Source organism: Streptomyces sp. CNH287 (assembly GCF_000424825.1).
This window is the reverse complement of sequence record NZ_AUKQ01000003.1, coordinates 498,679-517,879: the sequence shown is the minus strand read 5'-3', so window position 1 is coordinate 517,879 and position 19,201 is coordinate 498,679. Positions and strand designations below refer to the sequence as shown.

Annotated in this window: 15 protein-coding genes; 6 read left to right on the top strand and 9 right to left on the bottom strand. The window is 70.4% G+C overall.

What is annotated here, in order from left to right:
* Positions 1 to 147 precede the first annotated feature (147 nt).
* A complete protein-coding gene (locus H299_RS37290; protein WP_051262028.1) occupies positions 148 to 1,845 on the top strand; it encodes a protein kinase domain-containing protein in 1,698 nt (565 codons plus the stop codon).
* Between the two features lie 117 nt (positions 1,846 to 1,962).
* The gene (locus H299_RS0102170) at positions 1,963 to 3,012 is read left to right on the top strand and encodes an LLM class flavin-dependent oxidoreductase (protein WP_027747070.1); all 1,050 of its coding nucleotides are present in this window, start codon (positions 1,963 to 1,965) and stop codon (positions 3,010 to 3,012) included.
* Positions 3,013 to 3,027: 15 nt separating this feature from the next.
* Here the strand turns inward: H299_RS0102170 and H299_RS37935 are convergent, their stop codons facing one another.
* Positions 3,028 to 3,303, bottom strand: a complete 276-nt coding sequence (locus H299_RS37935) for a DUF397 domain-containing protein (RefSeq protein WP_078512423.1) — start codon at positions 3,301 to 3,303, stop codon at positions 3,028 to 3,030.
* Positions 3,263 to 4,117: a Scr1 family TA system antitoxin-like transcriptional regulator gene (locus H299_RS0102165; protein ID WP_027747069.1), complete on the bottom strand. Its 855-nt coding sequence runs from the start codon at positions 4,115 to 4,117 to the stop codon at positions 3,263 to 3,265. The genes H299_RS37935 and H299_RS0102165 overlap by 41 nt, the downstream gene beginning before the upstream one ends.
* Before the next feature lie 89 nt (positions 4,118 to 4,206).
* Here H299_RS0102165 and H299_RS0102160 point away from each other — a divergent pair, with 89 nt between their 5' ends.
* The 4 genes from H299_RS0102160 to H299_RS37275 all read left to right on the top strand — a co-directional run bounded on the left by H299_RS0102160 (position 4,207) and on the right by H299_RS37275 (position 9,014).
* A complete protein-coding gene (locus H299_RS0102160; protein WP_078512385.1) occupies positions 4,207 to 4,626 on the top strand; it encodes an ATP-binding protein in 420 nt (139 codons plus the stop codon).
* Between the two features lie 131 nt (positions 4,627 to 4,757).
* Positions 4,758 to 4,964: a hypothetical protein gene (locus H299_RS37285; protein WP_051262027.1), complete on the top strand. Its 207-nt coding sequence runs from the start codon at positions 4,758 to 4,760 to the stop codon at positions 4,962 to 4,964.
* A 618-nt stretch (positions 4,965 to 5,582) separates the two neighbouring features.
* On the top strand, positions 5,583 to 5,951 hold the full coding sequence (locus H299_RS37280; protein ID WP_158692255.1) for a hypothetical protein: 369 nt from the start codon (positions 5,583 to 5,585) through the stop codon (positions 5,949 to 5,951).
* 24 nt (positions 5,952 to 5,975) lie between these two features.
* Positions 5,976 to 9,014, top strand: coding sequence for a DNRLRE domain-containing protein (locus H299_RS37275; RefSeq protein WP_051262025.1), 3,039 nt, complete (start codon positions 5,976 to 5,978; stop codon positions 9,012 to 9,014).
* A 56-nt stretch (positions 9,015 to 9,070) separates the two neighbouring features.
* Here H299_RS37275 and H299_RS0102140 read toward each other — a convergent pair whose 3' ends face one another.
* From H299_RS0102140 to H299_RS31675, 7 genes are all read right to left on the bottom strand, one after another.
* A complete protein-coding gene (locus H299_RS0102140) occupies positions 9,071 to 9,709 on the bottom strand; it encodes a hypothetical protein (protein WP_027747066.1) in 639 nt (212 codons plus the stop codon).
* 35 nt (positions 9,710 to 9,744) lie between these two features.
* On the bottom strand, positions 9,745 to 10,392 hold the full coding sequence (locus tag H299_RS0102135) for an SMI1/KNR4 family protein (protein WP_027747065.1): 648 nt from the start codon (positions 10,390 to 10,392) through the stop codon (positions 9,745 to 9,747).
* A gap of 375 nt (positions 10,393 to 10,767) precedes the next feature.
* Positions 10,768 to 11,661 (bottom strand): hypothetical protein, encoded by an 894-nt coding sequence (locus tag H299_RS0102125; RefSeq protein WP_027747064.1) that lies wholly within the window; start codon positions 11,659 to 11,661, stop codon positions 10,768 to 10,770.
* 555 nt (positions 11,662 to 12,216) lie between these two features.
* Positions 12,217 to 13,659, bottom strand: coding sequence for a GTPase ObgE (obgE, locus tag H299_RS0102120; RefSeq protein WP_027747063.1), 1,443 nt, complete (start codon positions 13,657 to 13,659; stop codon positions 12,217 to 12,219).
* A gap of 147 nt (positions 13,660 to 13,806) precedes the next feature.
* Positions 13,807 to 14,064 (bottom strand): 50S ribosomal protein L27, encoded by a 258-nt coding sequence (gene rpmA, locus H299_RS0102115; RefSeq protein ID WP_027747062.1) that lies wholly within the window; start codon positions 14,062 to 14,064, stop codon positions 13,807 to 13,809.
* A 14-nt stretch (positions 14,065 to 14,078) separates the two neighbouring features.
* Positions 14,079 to 14,402, bottom strand: coding sequence for a 50S ribosomal protein L21 (gene rplU / locus H299_RS0102110; protein WP_027747061.1), 324 nt, complete (start codon positions 14,400 to 14,402; stop codon positions 14,079 to 14,081).
* Between the two features lie 270 nt (positions 14,403 to 14,672).
* Positions 14,673 to 18,965 carry an Rne/Rng family ribonuclease gene (locus H299_RS31675; protein ID WP_037757484.1) on the bottom strand — a complete coding sequence of 1,431 codons (4,293 nt, stop codon included), beginning with the start codon at positions 18,963 to 18,965 and terminating at the stop codon, positions 14,673 to 14,675.
* Positions 18,966 to 19,201 lie beyond the last annotated feature (236 nt).

Sequence of the window (19,201 nt, the reverse complement as noted above, 5' to 3'; positions counted from 1 at the left end):
TTCCTGAGCAACCGCTGTCGTCCGGTCAACTCCGTTCCGCACAGAGCTACTTGGCTGCGACATGTCATGGCAGTATCCATGATCAGGATGAGTCCGCCCCCCACACAGCACGTCGGAGGCGGGCGATGCGGCTGAGGAGGCGACTCGGTGTCGGAACAGTTCGAGACGGGCTTTCACACGTTGAGGGGCGAGCTGCGCAGTCTCGGGCCGTACAGACTCCTCGGTCAGCTGGGCAGCGGCGGGATGGGGATGGTCTACCTGGGACGGGACCCGGCCACGCGTCGGGTGGCCGCGCTCAAGACCCTCCTCGCCCCAGGTGGCGTCAGCGTCGAGGCCCGGAAGCGGTTCGCTCGCGAGACGACGCTCGCGCGCCGCGTCACCAGCACGTACACCGCTCGGATACTCGACGCCGACACCGAGGCCGAACGCCCCTGGATGGCCATGGAGTACGTTCCGGCACCGTCCCTGGAGGCGCTCGTCACACAGGGCGGAGCACTCACCGACGAACACGCGCTGCGCTGGATCGGCGGCGGTGTCGTACGGGCGCTGCGGGAGCTGCACGGGATGGGGATCGTGCATCGGGACGTGAAGCCGCTCAACATCCTGCTGACCGCCGAGGGCCCGAAGGTCATCGACTTCGGCATCTCGCACGCCGCCGACCTCACCAGCACCACACTGACCTTCGGCACCGTCGCGTTCGCCGCTCCCGAGCAGGCGGCCGGGGAGCCCAGCACCTCCGCCTCGGACATCTACGCGCTGGGCATCACCCTCGCCTATCTGGGCCGCGGAAAGCTGCCGTACCCGGAGACCCAGGAACCCCTTCAGCAGCTCAACCACGTACGCCAGGCCGCGACCCGGCTGGACGGCCTGCCCGCGGGACTCACCCCCCTCATCCGCGACTGCCTCCAGAGGGACCCCGGCGCCCGCCCGACGGCCGACCAGCTCATCCGGCGCTTCGGGACGGACGGCCCCCGTGCCCTGCCGCCGGGCTGGACCGCTCTCGTGGCGAGGCACGCCGAGGAGGGCCGCAGGCTTCAGCGCGCGGCCGACCAGTCGGAGGCCGAAACGGTCACCCGCGACTGGGCCTCGGGCGGGCCTGGGGCGACCCGGCACAGCACGGACGGCTCCGCGGGCCCCGGCGCACGGCCGGGCGGTGCATGGCCGGGTGGCGCACAACCGCAGAACGGCGCACAGCCGGGTGGCGCGCGGCCGGGCACCGCACCGGGCACCCGCGGCATGGCCCACAAGGCGGCGGCCGTCATCGCCACGGTGGCCCTCGTGATCGGCGCCGTGGCGCTCGCCTCAGTCCTGTCCCAGGACGACTCCTCCGTCGGCTCGGCCCCGAGCGACTCGACGCCGACGGCCGCGACCAGCGAAGCGCCGACGTCCGCGGACGACTTCACCCCCGACCCCGACCCGACGTACGGCAGTGAGGAGACGGAGGACGAGGAGCCCGCGGACGAGGAGCCAGCGGAGACCGAGGACACCACGGAGGCCGAGGAACGCCCCGACCCGGCGACCCAGGCCCCGGACCCCGAACCGACCACCAGCGAACCCGAGACATTCCACTACGGAGCCATCGCCGTGGCGGACGACGGAAGCTACGGCCGTGCCTGGGACTACAGCACCCGCGACGCCGCCGAAGAGGCGGCGATGAGCCAGTGCTCGGGCCCCGACTGCACCATCGTCGCCTCCTTCGACAACTGCGGCGCGCTGGCGCACAACGCCGTGGAAGACCACTACTGGGGCGCCTACGGCGCGACCCGCGCGGAGGCCGAGAACAAGGCACGCAACGACGCGGGCGGAGGCACGATCGTCGTGTCCGTGTGCAACAGCACGCCGTGACGGGAGGGTCGGGCCCTCTTACCTCCTCGGCTCCGGCGCTGGATAGTTGAGCGGCGGCCCACCCCGCGTGCACGCCGCACCACGCACGGCCACTGACCCGACCAGAAGGTGGTACCCGTGAAGTTCAGCTACGCCATGCTGCCCGACTACCCGCTCCAGGAGTCCCTGGCCTCCATCCGGCTCGCCGACGAACTGGGCTTCCACGCCTGCTACGCCGCCGACGAGACCTGGCACAAGGACCTGTGGCTGCTGTTCGCCGCCGCAGCCGGACAGACCCGGCGTATCCGGCTGGGCCCGAGCGTCTCCTCGGTCGTGCTGCGGGAGCCGACACTGATCGCCCAGTCCCTGGCCACCCTGGACGAACTGTCCGGCGGACGGGCCGAAGGCGTGCTCTCCAGCGGCAACTTCGGGCTGCTGGCCCAGTACGGCATGGACTGGCGACGCGGGCGCCCCCTTTCCCGGGTCAAGGAAGGGCTCCAGGTCATCCGTACGCTGCTGGACGAGGGCACGATCACCCACAAGGGCGAATTCTTCGAGTACGACGGCCTGTTCACCTTCGCCCGGCCCGTACAGGAGCGGCTGCCGCTCAAGCTCGGCGCGATGCGCGGACCCAAGTCCTTCGAGGCGGCGGGCGAGTTGTCGGACGGCTGCCACCACGCGCTGAGCTACACCCGCGAGGCGTACGAGTACGCCGTACGGCACATCCGGGTCGGTGCCGAGCGGGCGGGCAAGGACTGGCGCACCCTGGACATCGGCGCCTGGGTCGTCTTCGCCACCGGCCCCGACGGCGCGAAGGCGAAGGAGGCGGCGCGCAGCATGGTGGGCATCTACGCCTCCTCGATGCCCGAGGAGCAGCTGCGCCGCAACGGCGTGCACCCGGACGAACTGGCCCCGGTCATCGAGGCGATCGGCGCCGGCGACCTCGCCCGGGGCATCGAGCTGACCACGCCGGAGATCACCGAGAAGCTGTCCGTCGCGGGGACGCCGGAGGAGTGCGCGGAGAAGATCCGGCGGGCGATCGCGCCCGCCGGGGTCAACCACATGATCTGCGCCCTCACCGACCGCAGCCTGGTCCGGTCGTTCACCGGCCGCGACCTGGCGGGCGTGGCCGACGTGGACACCCAACTGCGCCTGATCCACGACGAGATCATGCCCGCGTTCGGGTAGCCGCGGTCGCCGCCGTCAGACGGAGCGGGCTCCGGCGAAGTCGAGGAAAGCGCGGAACGCGGGCGCGGAGACGGTGAAGTGGGGACCGTCCGGGACCTTCGAGTCCCGGACGGCGACAGCGGCGGAGAGCGCGGCGACCTCGACACACTCCCCACCGGTGTCACCGCTGTAGCTGGACTTACGCCAGGCGGCGGCACCGAACGTGGCGCACTCAACGCAGTCGCCGCCGGTGTCAGCGCTGTAGCTGGACTTACGCCACTGGGTCAGGGTCTGGTTCGGGAGAGTGCGCATAGCGCTCCTTCATGACACGGGCGATCAACTCGGCCGACTCCGCCGGGGACAGTGCGGTGGCACGCAGCAAATCGTAACGGAGCGCTCGGTCCCTGACGTCCTTCGGATAGGCCGTCACCCAAGCCTCATAGTGGCCCTCCGTGTAGGCCACCGTCGCCTGGTCTTCGAAGGAGTAGATGTTGAAGGAGCCCGTAAGCCCCGTGTGTGCGCCGGAGGTGAAAGGCAGCACCTGGATCTGCACGTCCGGTACCTGGTCATAACTCAACAGGTGCGCCAGTTGCTCCCGCATCACCTCCTTGCCGCCGACCTCCTGGTAAAGCACGGCCTCGGACAACACCACCCACAGCACCGGCGGTTCGTCCTGGCGCAGAATGCGCTGCCGGTCCAGCCTCGCCTCGACGTTCACCTCAAGCTCGGCGTCCGCCGGACGCATGACGCCGAGTACCGCCCGTGCGTACGCCTCCGTCTGGAGCAGGCCGTGCACCAACTGCGCCTGGAAGACGCGGATCTCCCGCGCCGTACGTTCCAGATGCGCGGCCTTCTGGTACCACGCGGGCAGTCGGCTCCGTTTGGCCAGCTCCCATGCCCGGATCAGCGCGCCGTCCGCCCCCAGCGCCGCGTCCAGCCGGGGGACGTGCTCCTCCTTGGGGACCTTCGCCGCCGTCTCGACCTGAGCGATCATCGAGCCGGTGAGGTAGACGATGCCGCCGAGCTGGTCGCACGTCAGAGTCGCCGCTTCTCGCAGGCGCCGCAGTTCGGCACCGAAGTAGTGGAGGGGCGAGGCCCCGGGGTCGAGTCGCTTGATGTTGGCCACGGCGATCTCCTGATGTAACGGGCGTCACACCGCCCGTGGTTGCTTTCCCGCCATAGCCCAGGGTATTCGGCCCGTTACAGGCTTGTCTCATGAAAGCGATGACCGAGGGGCTGCTCCCCCACCCGCCCCGCCAGTACCGGCTCGCCCTGACCCTGGGCGACCACTCCCCCCGCCACCTGCGCCGCATCGCCCGCGCCCACGTACGGCTGTGGGGGCTGGACGACATCGCGGACGTCGTGGAGCTGGTGCTGTCCGAGCTGACGACGAACGTGTACCGGCACACCTTCGACCGCTGGTGCGAGGTGACCTTGCTGCACACCCCCCAGGGCGTCCACATCGAGGTCCACGACCACTCCCCCGTCACCCCCACCGCCCGCACGGCGGACGAATTCGCCGAGAGCGGCCGTGGCCTGGCCCTCGTCGAACTGCTCACCGACAAGTGGGGCGTGCACCACCACGCCACCGGCAAGACGGTCTGGTGCGACCTCCACGCGACGGCAGAGCCGTAAAGCAATCGCCCGCCCGGCCAGGGGCAGTCCGCGCCGTCCTCGCCCAGGTCGCCCCGCACCTGCTCGCCGACTTCGACCGCGACAGGGCGGCAAGCACGCCCCGTGCGCGCGCCGAGGTGTCCACCGCTCCCTTGCGCACCTTCACCGAGATGTGGGCTGTGGAGGTGGCCATTGCCCGGCACCCGGAGGTGGCCGATCGACTACGTGTACTGGAGCTTCGCGCGTCAGAGGTCACCGAGCCGACCCAGGCGCGCGACGTCGCCGCCGAGATCAGCCGCATCCGCAACGCCGCCGCCGTGGAAGCGGGCATCCGCACCGCCGACGGGGCGGCCCGGTGACCGACGACCACTGGGCGTGGGAGTACGCCTTCCACGCCCAGGACGAGATCGTGATCGGCGCGGCGAAATCCCCGTGACTGGGCACCCCAAACAATGCCGATCGTCACACCCCCTCCCTTGCATGAGAGAGGTATGGACCATTTAGTGTCATTGCCGGTCGATCTCCGTAACGCTTAGGAAGGAGGTGGTTACAGACGAGCAACCAGCCCTGCCGGGAATCGCGGTGGGGTGGAGAGGATCGTCGAGCATGTCTGGATCTTCCAGAAGAAGACGCCTGCTGTCCCGATTAGCCTTCGGCACCGTGCTGCTCACCTCAGCACCGTTCACCCTGACCGCCACGGGCGGCGCCAGAGCTGCGGACAGTACGCGCACCCCGGCCAACGAGACCAAGGCCGTACAGCCGTCCGCCGAGGAGATCGCCGAGTCCGACCTGGCCTGGGCCACCAGCATTCACAGGGCGGCATACCCTGGGCGCTCGCCAAGGCGAAGAATTCCGGCGAGAAGGTTCTCGTCCCGGACGAGACGACGCCCACCAACCTCACCTACGCCAACCCTGACGGCTCGTTGACCTCCGAGGTCACGGCCGGCCCGGAGCGCGTCGAACGCGACGGTAAGTGGGTGAAGGTCGATGCCACGCTCGCCAAGTCCGCGGACGGCACGGTGCGGGCCAAGACGCACCCGACGGGTCTCAAGCTCGCCGGAGGCGGCGGCACCCCCGCCAAGTCCCTGAAGGCCGCCGAGAATGCCGCCGGACGCGATCTGGTCACCCTCGGTTCGGGGGAAGAGAAGGTCACACTCCAGTGGAAGGGCGGGCTCCCGAAGCCCTCACTCGACGGCACGAAGGCGACGTACCAGAACGCCGTGCCCGGCGCCGACGTGATCGTGGAAGCCACCCGGACCGGGTTCGAGCAGTTCGTGAAGCTGAGCGAACGGCCGGAGGCCGACGGCTACAGCTACACACTGCCGCTGAAGGCCAAGGGTCTGTAGGCCGCCGAGCAGGCGGACGGCTCGGTGCTGTTCACCGATGCCGAGACCGGCGCGGAGAAGGCCACCATGCCCGCGCCCATCATGTGGGACGCCTCGGTCGGAAAGATCAGCGGGAAGCACGACAACCGCGCCAGGGTCGCCATGAAGGTGATCGACCACGGCGGCGGGAACATCGACCTGCGGCTGACCCCGGACGCCGGCTTCCTCGCCGACCCGGACACCCGGTACCCGGTGACCGTGGACCCCTCGACCTCGACCCTCGGAAACTCCTTCGACACCTACGTGCAGCAGGGCGAGACCACCGACCTGGGCTCCGAGACGGAGCTGGACTGGGGCAACCCCGGCTCCAAGAACCCGGACGGCACCCCGCGCACCGCACGCACGCTGATGCGGTGGAACACCTCCTCCTACGCCGACTCGCTCGTGTCCTCCGCGACGCTCCAGATGTGGAACTTCCACAGCGGGAACACCGACTGCACGGCGCAGAAGTGGAACGTGTGGGCCACCGGCACCAGTGACTCCTCCTCCCGGTGGACGAAGCAGCCCGCGTGGCAGCAGATCCACGGCTCGTCCACGCAGACCACCGGCTCCCCGTCCTGCTCGAACCAGCCTGACGGCTGGATCAAGGCCGACGTCACGGAACTGGCCAAGCTGTGGGCCTCCGAGAAGGCGACCAAGGGCTACATGGGCGTCCGCGCCGCCACCGACAGCACCAAGGAGTGGAAGCGCGTCAACTCCCGTAACGCCACAGGGAACCAGCCGAAGCTGACCGTCAACTACAACTTCCGGCCCGGTGACGGCACCGCGCAGCAGGCAGGCGCCCCGTTCAAGTCCTACGCCGGTGTCTGGGCCGTCAACACCACCACCCCGACCCTGCGGGACAAGTTCACCGACGCCGACGGCGACAAGGTCAACGGCACCTTCCAGGTGTACGACGCGGCCACGAACAAGCCGATCACCACCCCCACCGGGGAGGGCCTGCTCGTCTCCGACTTCATCACCCCCGGCTCCTGGGCCTCCGTGCAGGTCCCGGCCGGACAGCTGGTCGACGGCAAGACGTACAAGTTCCGCACGAACAGCTACGACGGGACCCACTACAACCTGAACTGGTCGCCGTGGCGGGAGTTCGCCGTCGACACCACCGCCCCCGGCGAGCCCGAGAAGATCACCTCCGCTACCTATCCGGAGAACTGGGGCGGCGGCGGAGCCGGTATCGAGGGCATCTTCGACGTCACCACGGGCGCCCCGGACGCCAACGAAGTCCGGTACCGCCTCGACCCGTACGAGGACGACGCGGCCGACTACGGCTGGAACACCGTGCGTACCACCAGCGGCACGGCGAAGGCCGTGGCTCCGGATGCTTCGTACGCGCTGACTCCGGCGGCGGACGGCAACCACGCGGTGGAGACCCGCACGGTCGACCGGGCGGACAACGTGGGCCCGATCAAGGACTACGGCTTCACCGCCGGGAACCGGGACTACAACCGCAAACAGAAGATCGACATCAAGCTGCCGCAGCCGGACTTGGGCTCCGACGTAGCGGCGTACGTCAATGAGCCGCAGCGCATTGTCAGCTGGAAGCAGGGCAGTTTGTCGCGCACTGTGAGCAAGGGTGGTGAGACGGTCACCATCACGCCGAAGGATGAGCGGTCGCTGGAAGGAACCCGCAAGGCCGCGACGGAACTGGCCAAGCAGGAGAAGACACGGGCCCCGTCCTACCCCGATCCGATCGTCACCGGCTCCTGGTGTCAGCCGTCGCTGTACGGGGATGCTCAGAAGTCGCTGATCACCCGCAACGAAGCCTGCGTCTTCTTTGATCTGGACTACACGAAGACGTACTACCTCGATGGCGTCGAGCTCGAAAAACGCCATGCCAAGTTCGAGATCGCCTTCCAGGTCAAGACCGACCGGCACGACGGGACGATCAAAACGTGGATTCAGTTGAACCCGGTCTACAACGACTTCCCTGGACACGACAGGTCCGTGCTGTTCGGCGACGGAAATGCCATCGCTCACATCGACTCGATGTGTCACAGCGGTGCCTGCGAAGGTGCCACTGATGGCAAGGATGTGAGGAACTTCGACTTCTACAACGACCTCAGCTGGAAGGGCGGCGGCAACGGCACACCGGTCGACTCCCACATGGCCACCGGTACTGCCACGCACAAGTGGGATGGCTCTACCGATGGCGTAGGGCCCTCCGATGCTGGCTTGTCCAGGAAGCTTCCGGTCTGGTTCATCTTCAATGCTGAAAGTGAATACGTCCCGGTCGAGGGCAAGGACAAGGAAACGGACAGCGGCAGTGCCCGCTCGCCTGGCATCGACGTGCGCTGCGACAAGGTCGCTTCCTACGGCGTGCCGGGTTGTGTGCTGACGCAGTACGTTCCCCAGTACCAGATGGATGCTGCCCTCTACCCAGCCGCTGCGGCTCACCTGTGGATGGTGCAGAACAAGTCCGGAGTGAAGGGTCTGGGAACCATCGACAAGCCGCTGCACTACCGGCCCGACGCGAAAGATGGCCGTGTGAACTCCACATGGACGAAGAAAAAGATCCGTAACCGAGTCTGCGGCTACCATGGCGGCAACCGGTCCGACGGGTACGTTCCGACCAAGGGATTCGTGCCTCATCCGAGGACGTTCCTGCACCCTGAGTTTGACTCGCAAAGGCCCTTGCCGAGACCGGACACGGTGAACTGTGATGAGGTGCCGTTCGCCTCGACGTATGAGACCGTCGGCCTGCCCGCTTCCGCTGGCGGAAAGAACCCGGCTGGCAAGGCTGGAGGCGGCGAGTGCATCCAGACAGTCGCGGCGAAGGTTGACGACGGCAGTGAACACCTCCTGGATGACACCCGCTACGACGCGCCGACATTCAGCGAGAAGTGTGGCCGTTCCTCGATGTCGAAGTACGTCAACCAGGGCGCAATGAACAAGTACGGCAACGTGTTCCTGCCACAGATGCGGGTCATCGACGGCGACGCGTTCGCCGTCGATCCGGGCAACCTGTGGTTCAAGGGCTGCAACACCGGTGCGGGGAACCTCATCTGCGAGATGAAGAAGCCGTAGCCGCTGCACGTCCGCCCGGGGCCCGTCAGACAGGCGGGTCCCCGGGCGGGGCATGGTCAGTGGACGGGGTGCCAGTGCGGCAGCGCGTCGTCCAGCAAGGGTGCCTCGGGGTCGTCCCAGATCAGGCAGCCCCAGACCAGACCGGGTACATCCGGGCCCATGGCATCGGGCGGCCCCTCGGTGAGCGTGCGGTGGACGGCTTCGAGGTAGGCGGCGATCGACGGATAGCCGGGCCTGTCGCAGGCCAGGTTATCCGGCAGCGACCAGGCACCGACGCCGTCCGCACCCACGTAGTGCCCGCACTCAAGGCCCACTTCGTCGCCGGTCAGCCACGGCACCACCGCGGAGCCCCACACATCACTGCGGCCGATCATGGGCAGCCGCGGCCCGAGCGCATCCACCGGGCCCAGCAGGGTCCCATCTGGTAAGAACGCCCCTGAGCAGACCTCGCCCTCTTCCTCGTTTGCCTCGATGTACTGGTGCTCCACACCGCCGCACAGCCGCCACAGGTCGGCCAGCTCCGCAGGAAGCGCGAAGTCCAGGTACTGCCTCAGGTCGGCGTCGGCAGCCTGGATGGTCTGCTCCGGAGCGGGCGGAAGCAGCGAAACGTACGAGACCGGAGCATTCACCTTCAGCCAGTTGGTAATGCTCCCCCACGCGTTGATCAATCGTTCGGATTCTCGATATTCGGTCATGCCATGAGTGTACGATTCACTCCCGGACCTCTATTTCAGTGGAGCGGCGTCCAGTGCTCGAAGGCATCGTCCAGGCCCGGATTCGCAGGGTCCTCCCACAACAGGCAGCCCCACACGATCCCGGGCACATAGGAACCCATTAGATCTCCCGGACCTTCGGTCACCGTGCGATGGACGGTTTCCAGATACGCGGCGATCGACGGATACTTAGGTCTCCACTCCCACACATCGTCAGGGTACGCCCAGGTCCCGACGCCGTCGGCACTGACAAATTGACCATGTAAGGGCCCGTCTGGATCGTCCCGCGTGAGCCACGGAAGCGCCGCGGCACCACCCCAAGGATCGACCCCTCCGTACAGGGGAAGCCTCGGTTCCAGCGCCTGGGCCGGGGAGAGGATCACTCCATCATGCAGGAACTCTGCCGAGAGGACCTCACCCACCTCGTCGCCATCGACGCACCGATACTCCGCACCACCACACAACCGCCACAACGCACCCAGCTCCGCAGGCAGACCGAACCCGAGATGCCGCCTCAACTGAGAATCGACATCGGCGATCTCCTCCTCCGTCGCAGGCGGAAGGATAGAGGCATACGACACAGGAGCATGCTCAGCAAGCCAAGCCGTCAACGCATGCCACACCACAGCGAGCCGCTCGACACCCTCATCTAACGGAATAGACATCCAGCCACACTACAAGAGAGGCAAATCCCCACCCCGACACGGGAGATGACCACACAACCGCCCCCGATGAGGCGTACCCCTGCTCACCGACGAGAAGCGTGGAGCGGCGTCCAGTGGTCGATGGCTTCGATCATGCAGGGCCTCTCGGGGTCCTCCCAGATCAGGCAGCCCCACACGATGCCGGGCACCCTGGTGGAACCCATCAGATCACCCGGACCTTCAGTCACGGTGCGATGTACGGTTTCGAGGTAGGCAGCGATCGACGGATACTTAGGTCTCCAGTCCCATGGATCCCTGATCGAATATTCTCCGACACCGCCCGGCGGACGGCATGCCGCGAGCCGTGCGGCGACTCGCGGCAGACACGTTGGCGTTCTAGTCGGTGAAGACCTCGTTGACGGTGACAGCGGTGACGGCCCGGGCAAACCACTCGTCAAGCGTGGCGAGGTCGGTGCAGCCCGTGACGCGCTTCCGAGCCTCCTCCGTGACCGGAATGCCGCGCTGATCCAGCAGCGCGAGGATAAGCCGCGCCTCGTTCTCGACGCGTCCTTCGACGCGTCCTTCGACGCGTCCTTCGTCGCGGAGGCGTTGGGAGGTTTCGGAGCGGAAGAAGTCCAGGGGGATGGCCACGAGTTTCCTCCAGGTTTCTGCTGCCGGGGTGGTGCCCAGGCCGAGTTCGGTCAGTTCGCGGAAGACGCTCGCGGTGTCTTCGTCGAGGGTCTTCAGAGCGGAGGCCAGCGCCTCCAGTATGCCAGTGGCGTTCGCTTCGTTGCCGTGTGTGATGGCCGAGAGCGTGGCGAGGGGCACGTCCCGTGCGGCCTGGGCCGGGTCGGTGACCACGGGCACGTTGTGCGGCCCGAGAACGAGTGGGTGCAGAGAGAGCGAGGTCCACTGCGGCGGGCCGACGTGCACGGGCGTGCTCGCCCATGTGGCGGTGCGCTGGTCCTGGCAGACGACCAGCAGCACCGGCGGGATGCGGTACTTGGCGTACAGATGGGCGGCGTAGTACATCCAGCTTGCGGACTTCTCCGGGTCCTTGCGGCCCTGCGCCTCGATGGCCAGCAGGAACCCGCCCGAGCCGGCGGTGTCGAACCGCAGCAGGGTGTCCACCCGGCGCTCCAGCGGCCGGGTCTCGGTCAGGTCGGTAGGTAGCAGGGACGTGGTGTGCGGCTCGTCGAAGTCGATGCCGAGCGCCTTGAACGTACGAGTGAAGACACCGGGGTCCTCCTGGAAGATCCGGTGCATCGCCTCATGGGATGAGGTGACCATGAGCTGAACATATGCGGGCAGTGCGCACGGACAATCGCCGAACGGGAGTTGTTCACACGAACGAGTGCACGGCGCGGCACGCGTCTTACTCTGCTTACTCTGCGGCGGAGGACCAAGGTGGTCTGCACCGCTTCCGTACCCGCCGGAGGGCGGCGCGGGCCTGCGCACTCGGCAGTTCGATGGCGGCCACCGCGTAGCCCACGCGCACAACGGTGCGAACGCCCCCGTCACCTCAGCCATCAGCCCCAGAGACCCTGGCAGCAGTCCTTCGCCGAGCGATCGCCGTGATGCCGTTCGGATCGCCTGTTCCGGGTGATGCGACCGCACTGGTCGCCAAGCGCACCGGCGAAGCAGGGGCGTACTGAGGGAAGGCTCGCCGCCTCGATCGCGGGGGCGGGGGCAGGACGGCCGGGGTCTCGGTGGCCTCGTGGCGCGCCGAGAACTGGAGTGCCCCGCGAGGTCTGCACGGACGGCGGACCCACCGCCTCGCTGTTGCCCCTACCGGTCGAGCCGGCACGGGCAGCACAGGCGGCGGAGCCACTCAGCGGCCGGCGGCTACGCGAACGGCCCGAACTCGTCGTACTCCTGCTGCGCCTCGTCCCGCTCCGCCTCGCGGTCCCGGCGGCGGTGCGCGGCCGGGCGGGCGACGTCCAGCCGGTGGTCCTCGCCGCGTCGGCCCAGCATCTCCGCGCCCGCCATGACGGTGGGCTCCCAGTCGAAGACGACCGCGTTGTCCTCCGGCCCGATCGCGACGCCGTCGCCCTCACGCGCGCCGCTCTTGACCAGCTCCGCCTCCACGCCGAGGCGGTTGAGCCGGTCGGCGAGGTAGCCGACGGCCTCGTCGTTGTTGAAGTCGGTCTGCCTCACCCAGCGTTCGGGCTTCTCGCCCCGGACGCGGAAGAGGCCGTCCTCCTCGCGGGTGACCGTGAAGCCCGCGTCGTCCACCGCCTTCGGGCGGATGACCACCCGGGTGGCCTCCTGCGGAGCCTTCGCGGCCCGCGCCTCCTCGACGATCCCGGCGAGCGCGAACGACAGCTCGCGGAGCCCGAGATGGGCGATGGCGGAGACCTCGAAGACCTGGTAGCCGCGGGCCTCCAGGTCGGGGCGGATGATGTCGGCGAGGTCCTTGCCGTCCGGGATGTCGGTCTTGTTGAGCGCGACGATCCGCGGGCGGTCCTCCAGACCGGCGCCGTACTGGGCCAGCTCGCGCTCGATGACGTCCAGGTCGGAGACCGGGTCGCGGTCCGACTCGAGGGTGGCGCAGTCCAGTACGTGCACCAGGACGGAGCAGCGCTCCACGTGCCGCAGGAACTCCAGGCCCAGGCCCTTGCCCTCGCTGGCGCCGGGGATGAGGCCGGGGACGTCCGCGATCGTGTAGACCGTCGAACCGGCGGTGACCACACCGAGGTTGGGGACCAGGGTGGTGAACGGGTAGTCGGCGATCTTCGGCTTGGCGGCGGAGAGCACCGAGATCAGCGAGGACTTGCCCGCCGAGGGGTAGCCGACCAGGGCGACGTCCGCGACGGTCTTCAGCTCCAGCACCACGTCCCGCGCCTCGCCCGGCTCACCGAGCAGCGCGAAGCCGGGCGCCTTGCGGCGGGCGGAGGCCAGCGCGGCGTTGCCCAGGCCGCCGCGGCCACCGCGGCCGACGACGAAGCTGGTGCCCTGCCCCACCATGTCGGCCAGTACCTCGCCCGCACCGTCCAGGACGACGGTGCCGTCCGGCACGGGCAGGAGCAGGTCCGTGCCCTCCTTGCCGGAGCGGTGGTCGCCCTCGCCGGGGCGGCCGTTGGTGGCCTTGCGGTGCGGTCCGTGGTGGTAGTCCAGGAGCGTGGTCACGTCCTGGTCGACGACCAGGACGACATCGCCGCCCCGGCCGCCGTTCCCGCCGTCCGGGCCGCCGAGCGGCTTGAACTTCTCCCGGTGGACGGAGGCACAGCCGTGGCCTCCGTTACCCGCGGCGACGTGCAGCTCGACGCGGTCCACGAAGGTGGTCATGACGTGTGCCTCCCGGCTTGATCGGGGAGCGGGACCGAGGGGCGGCCCGCCTGTCTTCTGACGCGCCGAGGGCGGCGCCGCTCACCCGTCGCACGACGGGGAACGGCAAGCCGCCCTCGGATAAGGATCAGTGCCGGACCGGGCTGACTACTGCGCAGCCGGTACGACGTTCACGACCTTGCGGCCACGGCTGGTGCCGAACTGCACCGCGCCCTGGTCGAGGGCGAACAGCGTGTCGTCCTTGCCACGGCCGACGCCCGCGCCGGGGTGGAAGTGCGTGCCGCGCTGCCGGACGATGATCTCGCCCGCCTTGACGACCTGGCCGCCGAAGCGCTTCACGCCGAGGTACTGCGCATTGGAGTCACGCCCGTTACGGGTGGACGATGCGCCCTTCTTGTGTGCCATGTCTTCTCAGTCCCTTACTTCGCAGCCGGGGCGGGGATGCCCGTGATCTTCAGCGCGGTGTGCAGCTGACGGTGACCGATCCGCTTCTTGTAACCGGTCTTGTTCTTGAACTTCTGGATGCGGATCTTCGCGCCCTTGTGGTGGTCGACGACCTCCGCCTGCACCTTCACACCCGCCAGCACCCACGGGTCGCTGGTGACGGCCTCGCCGTCCACGACAAGCAGGGTCGAGAGCTCGACGGTGTCGCCGACCTTGTCTTCTGCCCTGCGGTCAACCTCGATGACGTCGCCCACAGAAACCTTCTGCTGGCGGCCGCCGGTGCGCACGATCGCGTACACGCGGAACTCTCTCTCGCTCGATTCGGGGCCCCTGATGCCAGCCACCCGCGCGGGACAGGGCCCACGGCTGATCCGGTAAGGGATTGAGCGGCCTCTCCCGGCAGAGAAGCCGGAAGGGATGTGCTCAGGAGCGCGACATATCTGTCCAGATACGCCGACGGTCAAGGCTACGGGGCCTTGACCTGGGGGTCAAACCGGCCACCGGGCGGCGGCCGGCAGCCCGGTGCGGCACGGACCCGAAGGCCGTGCCGCACCGGGCGCTCGGGCCGGTCAGTCCTCCGCCGGGGCAGAGACGGACGGCGCCGCCGGGGCGTCGGCGGCGGAGGTCCGCTTGGCCGCCGCCTTCTTCGTCGCCGACTTCGCCGCCTTCTTCACGGCGGTCTTCTTGGCCGGTGCCTTCTTCGCGGTGGCCGTCTTGGCAGCCGCCTTCTTCACGGCCGTCTTGGCGGCCTTCTTCGCCGGTGCCTTCTTGGCCGCCGCCTTCTTCCCGGCCGCCTTCTTGGCCGGGGCGGGCTCGGACTCGCCTTCCGGCGCCTCCGCTCCCTCCGGCGCCGACTCCTCGGCAGCCGTCGTGATCACCGTCGCCGCCGCCTCGTCCGCCGAGACAGGCGAACCGGCCGGCGCGGAGGCCGTACGCGTCGCACGCCGCCGGGTCCGCGCGGGCGCGGCCGGAACCGCCTCCGCCGGGACGACCTCCGCCACGGGCTCGGGCGCCGCTTCCGGCACCGCCTCGGCGGGCGCCACCACGATCGCGGCGGCGTCGTCCGACGCCTTCGGGGAACCGGCGGGTGCTGTCGCCTTGCGCGTCGCACGGCGGCGCGGGCGCCCGGCCGTGCCGACCGGCTCGGCGGGGGCGGCGGGCTCGGCGGGGGCGGCGGGCTCGGCCGGCTCACCGCTCTCGGCGGGACGGCTGCCGTTCACACCGGCGGGCACCACGGTCACCCCGGTGTCCTCCGCGGTCCGGGGCGCGCCTGCCGGGGCGCTCGCCTTCCGGGCCGCACGCCGGCGCGTACGGCCGCCGTCCGTGCCGGCGGGCTCCTGCGTGACGACAGCCTCGGGCGCCTGGGCGGCGGCCTCGGTCTCGACGGCGGCCGGGCTCACCGGCGCGGCCTGCTCGGACGCGGGCTCCGACTCGGCCGGACCGGCCGGGGCGGAGGCCCGACGGGTCGCACGGCGCCGCGAGCGCGGCGGCGCCGCCTCCGGCTCCGCGGCCACGGCGTCCCCCGCTTCCCCGTCGGACGTGTCAGACGCGACGGACGCGGCAGCGGCCGGAGCGGACGCCTCGGCAGCGGGTGCCGCCGCGGCGGGCGGACCCTGCGGCGCACCCGCCTTGCGGGACGCGCGGCGCCGCGAACGGCCACCGCGAGCGGCGGCCTCCGCCTCGGCGGCGCTGCTGTACAGGTCCTCGTCCGGCACGAACTCCGGCTCCGGCAGCGCCCTGGGCTCGGCGATCTCCGCCTCGACCTCGGCGGCCGTCTCGGTCGCGGTCCCGACCGCGCCCTGCTCGGCCTCCGCGGACCCGCCCTGTGCGCCGTTCTTCTGCTTCCGCTTGCTCTTCTTGCCACCGCCACCGCCACCGCCGCCACCGACGGACTGCGGCTGCTCCATGTGCACGATCACGCCGCGGCCGTTGCAGTGCACGCACGACTCGGAGAAGGACTCCAGCAGCCCCTGCCCGACCCGCTTGCGGGTCATCTGCACCAGGCCCAGCGAGGTGACCTCGGCGACCTGGTGCTTGGTGCGGTCCCGCCCCAGGCTCTCCAGCAGCCGTCGCAGCACGAGGTCGCGGTTGGACTCCAGCACCATGTCGATGAAGTCGATCACGATGATGCCGCCCAGGTCGCGCAGCCGCAGCTGGCGGACGATCTCCTCGGCGGCCTCCAGGTTGTTCCTGGTGACCGTCTCCTCGAGGTTGCCGCCCTGACCGGTGAACTTGCCGGTGTTCACGTCGACGACGATCATCGCCTCCGTCCTGTCGATCACCAGCGAACCGCCGCTGGGCAGCCAGACCTTGCGATCCAGCGCCTTCATCAGCTGCTCGTCGATCCGGTAGGTGGCGAAGACGTCGACGTCCGAGGTCCACTTCTGGAGCCGTCCGACGAGGTCGGGCGCGACGTGCGACACGTACCCCTGGATCGTCTCCCACGCCTGCTCGCCGCTGACGATGACCTTGGAGAAGTCCTCGTTGAAGATGTCGCGGACGACGCGGACGGTCATGTCCGGCTCGCCGTACAGCAGCGTCGGGGCGTTGCCCTTCTGCGCCTTGCGCTTGATGTCCTCCCACTGGGCCTGGAGCCGCTCCACGTCGCGCCGCAGCTCGTCCTCACTGGCCCCCTCGGCGGCGGTGCGCACGATGACGCCCGCGTCCTCGGGGACGACCTTCTTGAGGATCTGCTTCAGCCGGGAGCGCTCGGTGTCCGGGAGCTTGCGGCTGATGCCCGTCATCGAGCCCTCGGGCACGTAGACGAGGTAACGGCCGGGCAGCGAGACCTGGCTGGTGAGCCGGGCGCCCTTGTGGCCGATCGGGTCCTTGGTGACCTGGACGAGCACCGACTGGCCGGACTTGAGCGCGGTCTCGATCCGGCGCGGACCGTGGGCCAGGCCGAGCGCCTCGAAGTTCACCTCGCCCGCGTACAGCACGGCGTTGCGGCCCTTGCCGATGTCGACGAAGGCGGCCTCCATCGACGGCAGGACGTTCTGCACCTTGCCGAGGTAGACGTTGCCGACGTACGAGGTCGACTGCTCCTTGTTCACGAAGTGCTCGACCAGGACGTCGTCCTCGAGCACCCCGATCTGGGTACGGTCGCCGTTCTGCCGGACCACCATGACCCGCTCGACCGCCTCGCGGCGCGCCAGGAACTCGGCCTCGGTGATGATCGGGACCCGGCGGCGGCCCTGCTCGCGGCCCTCGCGGCGGCGCTGCTTCTTGGCCTCCAGCCGCGTCGAGCCCTTGATGGACTGCACCTCGTCGGAGGGCTCGCCGTCCCTGTCCTTCTTCTTGCGGGGCTCACGGATCTTGACGACCGTGCGCTCCGGGTCGTCGCCCTCCGCCGGAGCGGCGGAGTCGGCGCCACCGTCCCCGCTGCGGCGGCGACGGCGGCGGCGACGGCGGGAGCTGCTGCTGGAGCCGCCGGCCGAGGACTCGTCGCCCTCGTCCCCGTCCTCCTGCTCGTCCGCTCCCCCGGCGCTGTCCGCCTCGGTGTCGGCGCCCTCCGGGCCGGCGTCGTCCGCGCCCTCGGCGGCCTCGCCACGCCTGCGGCGGCGGCCACCCCGACGGCGGCGGCGTGCGGGGCGGTCCCCGGCGTCGTCCTCGGGGCCGTCGGCGCCGTCGGCGCTCTCCGCGCCGTCGCTGCCGTCCGCCCCGTCGTCCTCGGGGCCGTCGGCGTCCGGGCCGTCGGTGTCCGGGCCGGAGTCGGCGGACTCGTCGCTACGGGCGGACCGGCGGGGCTCGTCGGCCTCTCCCCGGCGACGGCGGCGCCGCTTGGCCGGAGCGGGCTCCGGCTCGGGCTCGGGAGCCTCGAACTCCTCCTCGTCCAGCTCGTCCTCGTCCACGTGGCCGGCCGCGGCTGCGGCGGCGGCGCTCTGCGGCGTCTGGAACATCGGCTCGGTGAACACCGGGGCCTGGAAGACGGCCACCGGCGGAAGGCTGCGGGGCGCGTCCCCGCCCTTGCGGGTCGCGCGGCGGCGGCTGCCGCCGGAGGCGGGCTCGGCGGCCTCCGCCGGGGCGGCGGGGGCGGCAGGGGCGGCGTCGCCGGAGGCCTCGGCGACCGGGGCCGCAGCGGCCGTACGGGACGCGCGGCGACGGGTGCGGCCACCGGAGGCGGGGGCGTCCGAGGCGGGCGCGGCTGCCTCCGGCGCGGCCTCGGCGGCGGGGGCTTCGGCGGCCGGGGTCTCCGGCGCGGCCTCGGCGGCTGCCTCGGCCGAGGTCACGGGGGCGGACGCCTTGCGGGACGCGCGGCGCCGCGTACGGGGCGCGGCCTGCGGCTCGTCCGCTGCGGCTGTGGCGGCAGCGGCCGGGGCAGCTGCCTCCGGCGCGGCCTCGGCGGGTGCCGCGGCGGCCGGTGCTTCGGCGGGCGCGGGAGCAGCGGCCTTGGCCGTGGCCCGGCGCCGGGTGCGGGCGGGCGGCGCGGCGTCCGAGGCGGGCGCGGCGTCCGAGGCGGGCGCGGTGTCCGCGGCAGGCGCGGTGTCCGCGGCAGGTGCGGCGGCGCCGGCGGGCGAGGGTGCGGCGGCGGGTGCGGTCTCGCCTTCGGTGGGCTGCGGCGCTCCCGCCGGGGCGGAGGCACGGCGCCGGGTGCGGCGCTGGGGCGCGGGCTTGTCGGCCGCGCCGTCCGTGACGGCACCCGTGCCGGGCGCGTCTCCGCCGGGCGCGCCGTCGACGGCCTGCGGCGCGGCGGCCTCGGCCGTCCCTCTGCCGGCGCTGGTGTCCGCCGCCGGTGCGGCTGCCGTGGCCGCGGGCGGCCCGGCCGGGCGGGACGCAGACCGGCGCCTGCGCGGCGGCAGGGTGTCGCTGGGGCTCGTCGCACCACCGCTCTCGACGGCGGTGCCGTCGGACTGCGGGGTCATCGAGGTGTTCTCAGTACTCTCCGCGGGTGCGGAGTCATTGGGCTCGAGCATGCGGGCGGTTCTCCCGTCACGCTCCCGGGCGCCGCGCCGGTGTCCGGTCGCGGCTCGCGTGATGTGCGCGGGCCGCGTGCCGGGGCGCGGGCGCCGCACGGGAGCTGTCGTGTCACTCGCCGGTTCCGTCCCATCGGGCTCGGCTACGGCGAAAGTCTCCTGGTCATTGCACTCGCCTGCCGGAC

Excerpts from the sequence above, each read along its gene's own strand:
- H299_RS37935 (WP_078512423.1), bottom strand. The coding sequence starts at position 3,303 with ATGCGCACTCTCCCGAACCAGACCCTGACCCAGTGGCGTAAGTCCAGC.
- H299_RS0102160 (WP_078512385.1), top strand. The coding sequence starts at position 4,207 with ATGAAAGCGATGACCGAGGGGCTGCTCCCCCACCCGCCCCGCCAGTAC.
- H299_RS0102140 (WP_027747066.1), bottom strand. The coding sequence starts at position 9,709 with ATGACCGAATATCGAGAATCCGAACGATTGATCAACGCGTGGGGGAGC.
- H299_RS0102135 (WP_027747065.1), bottom strand. The coding sequence starts at position 10,392 with ATGTCTATTCCGTTAGATGAGGGTGTCGAGCGGCTCGCTGTGGTGTGG.
- H299_RS0102125 (WP_027747064.1), bottom strand. The coding sequence starts at position 11,661 with ATGGTCACCTCATCCCATGAGGCGATGCACCGGATCTTCCAGGAGGAC.
- obgE (WP_027747063.1), bottom strand. The coding sequence starts at position 13,659 with ATGACCACCTTCGTGGACCGCGTCGAGCTGCACGTCGCCGCGGGTAAC.
- rpmA (WP_027747062.1), bottom strand. The coding sequence starts at position 14,064 with ATGGCACACAAGAAGGGCGCATCGTCCACCCGTAACGGGCGTGACTCC.
- H299_RS31675 (WP_037757484.1), bottom strand. The coding sequence starts at position 18,965 with ATGACCCCGCAGTCCGACGGCACCGCCGTCGAGAGCGGTGGTGCGACG.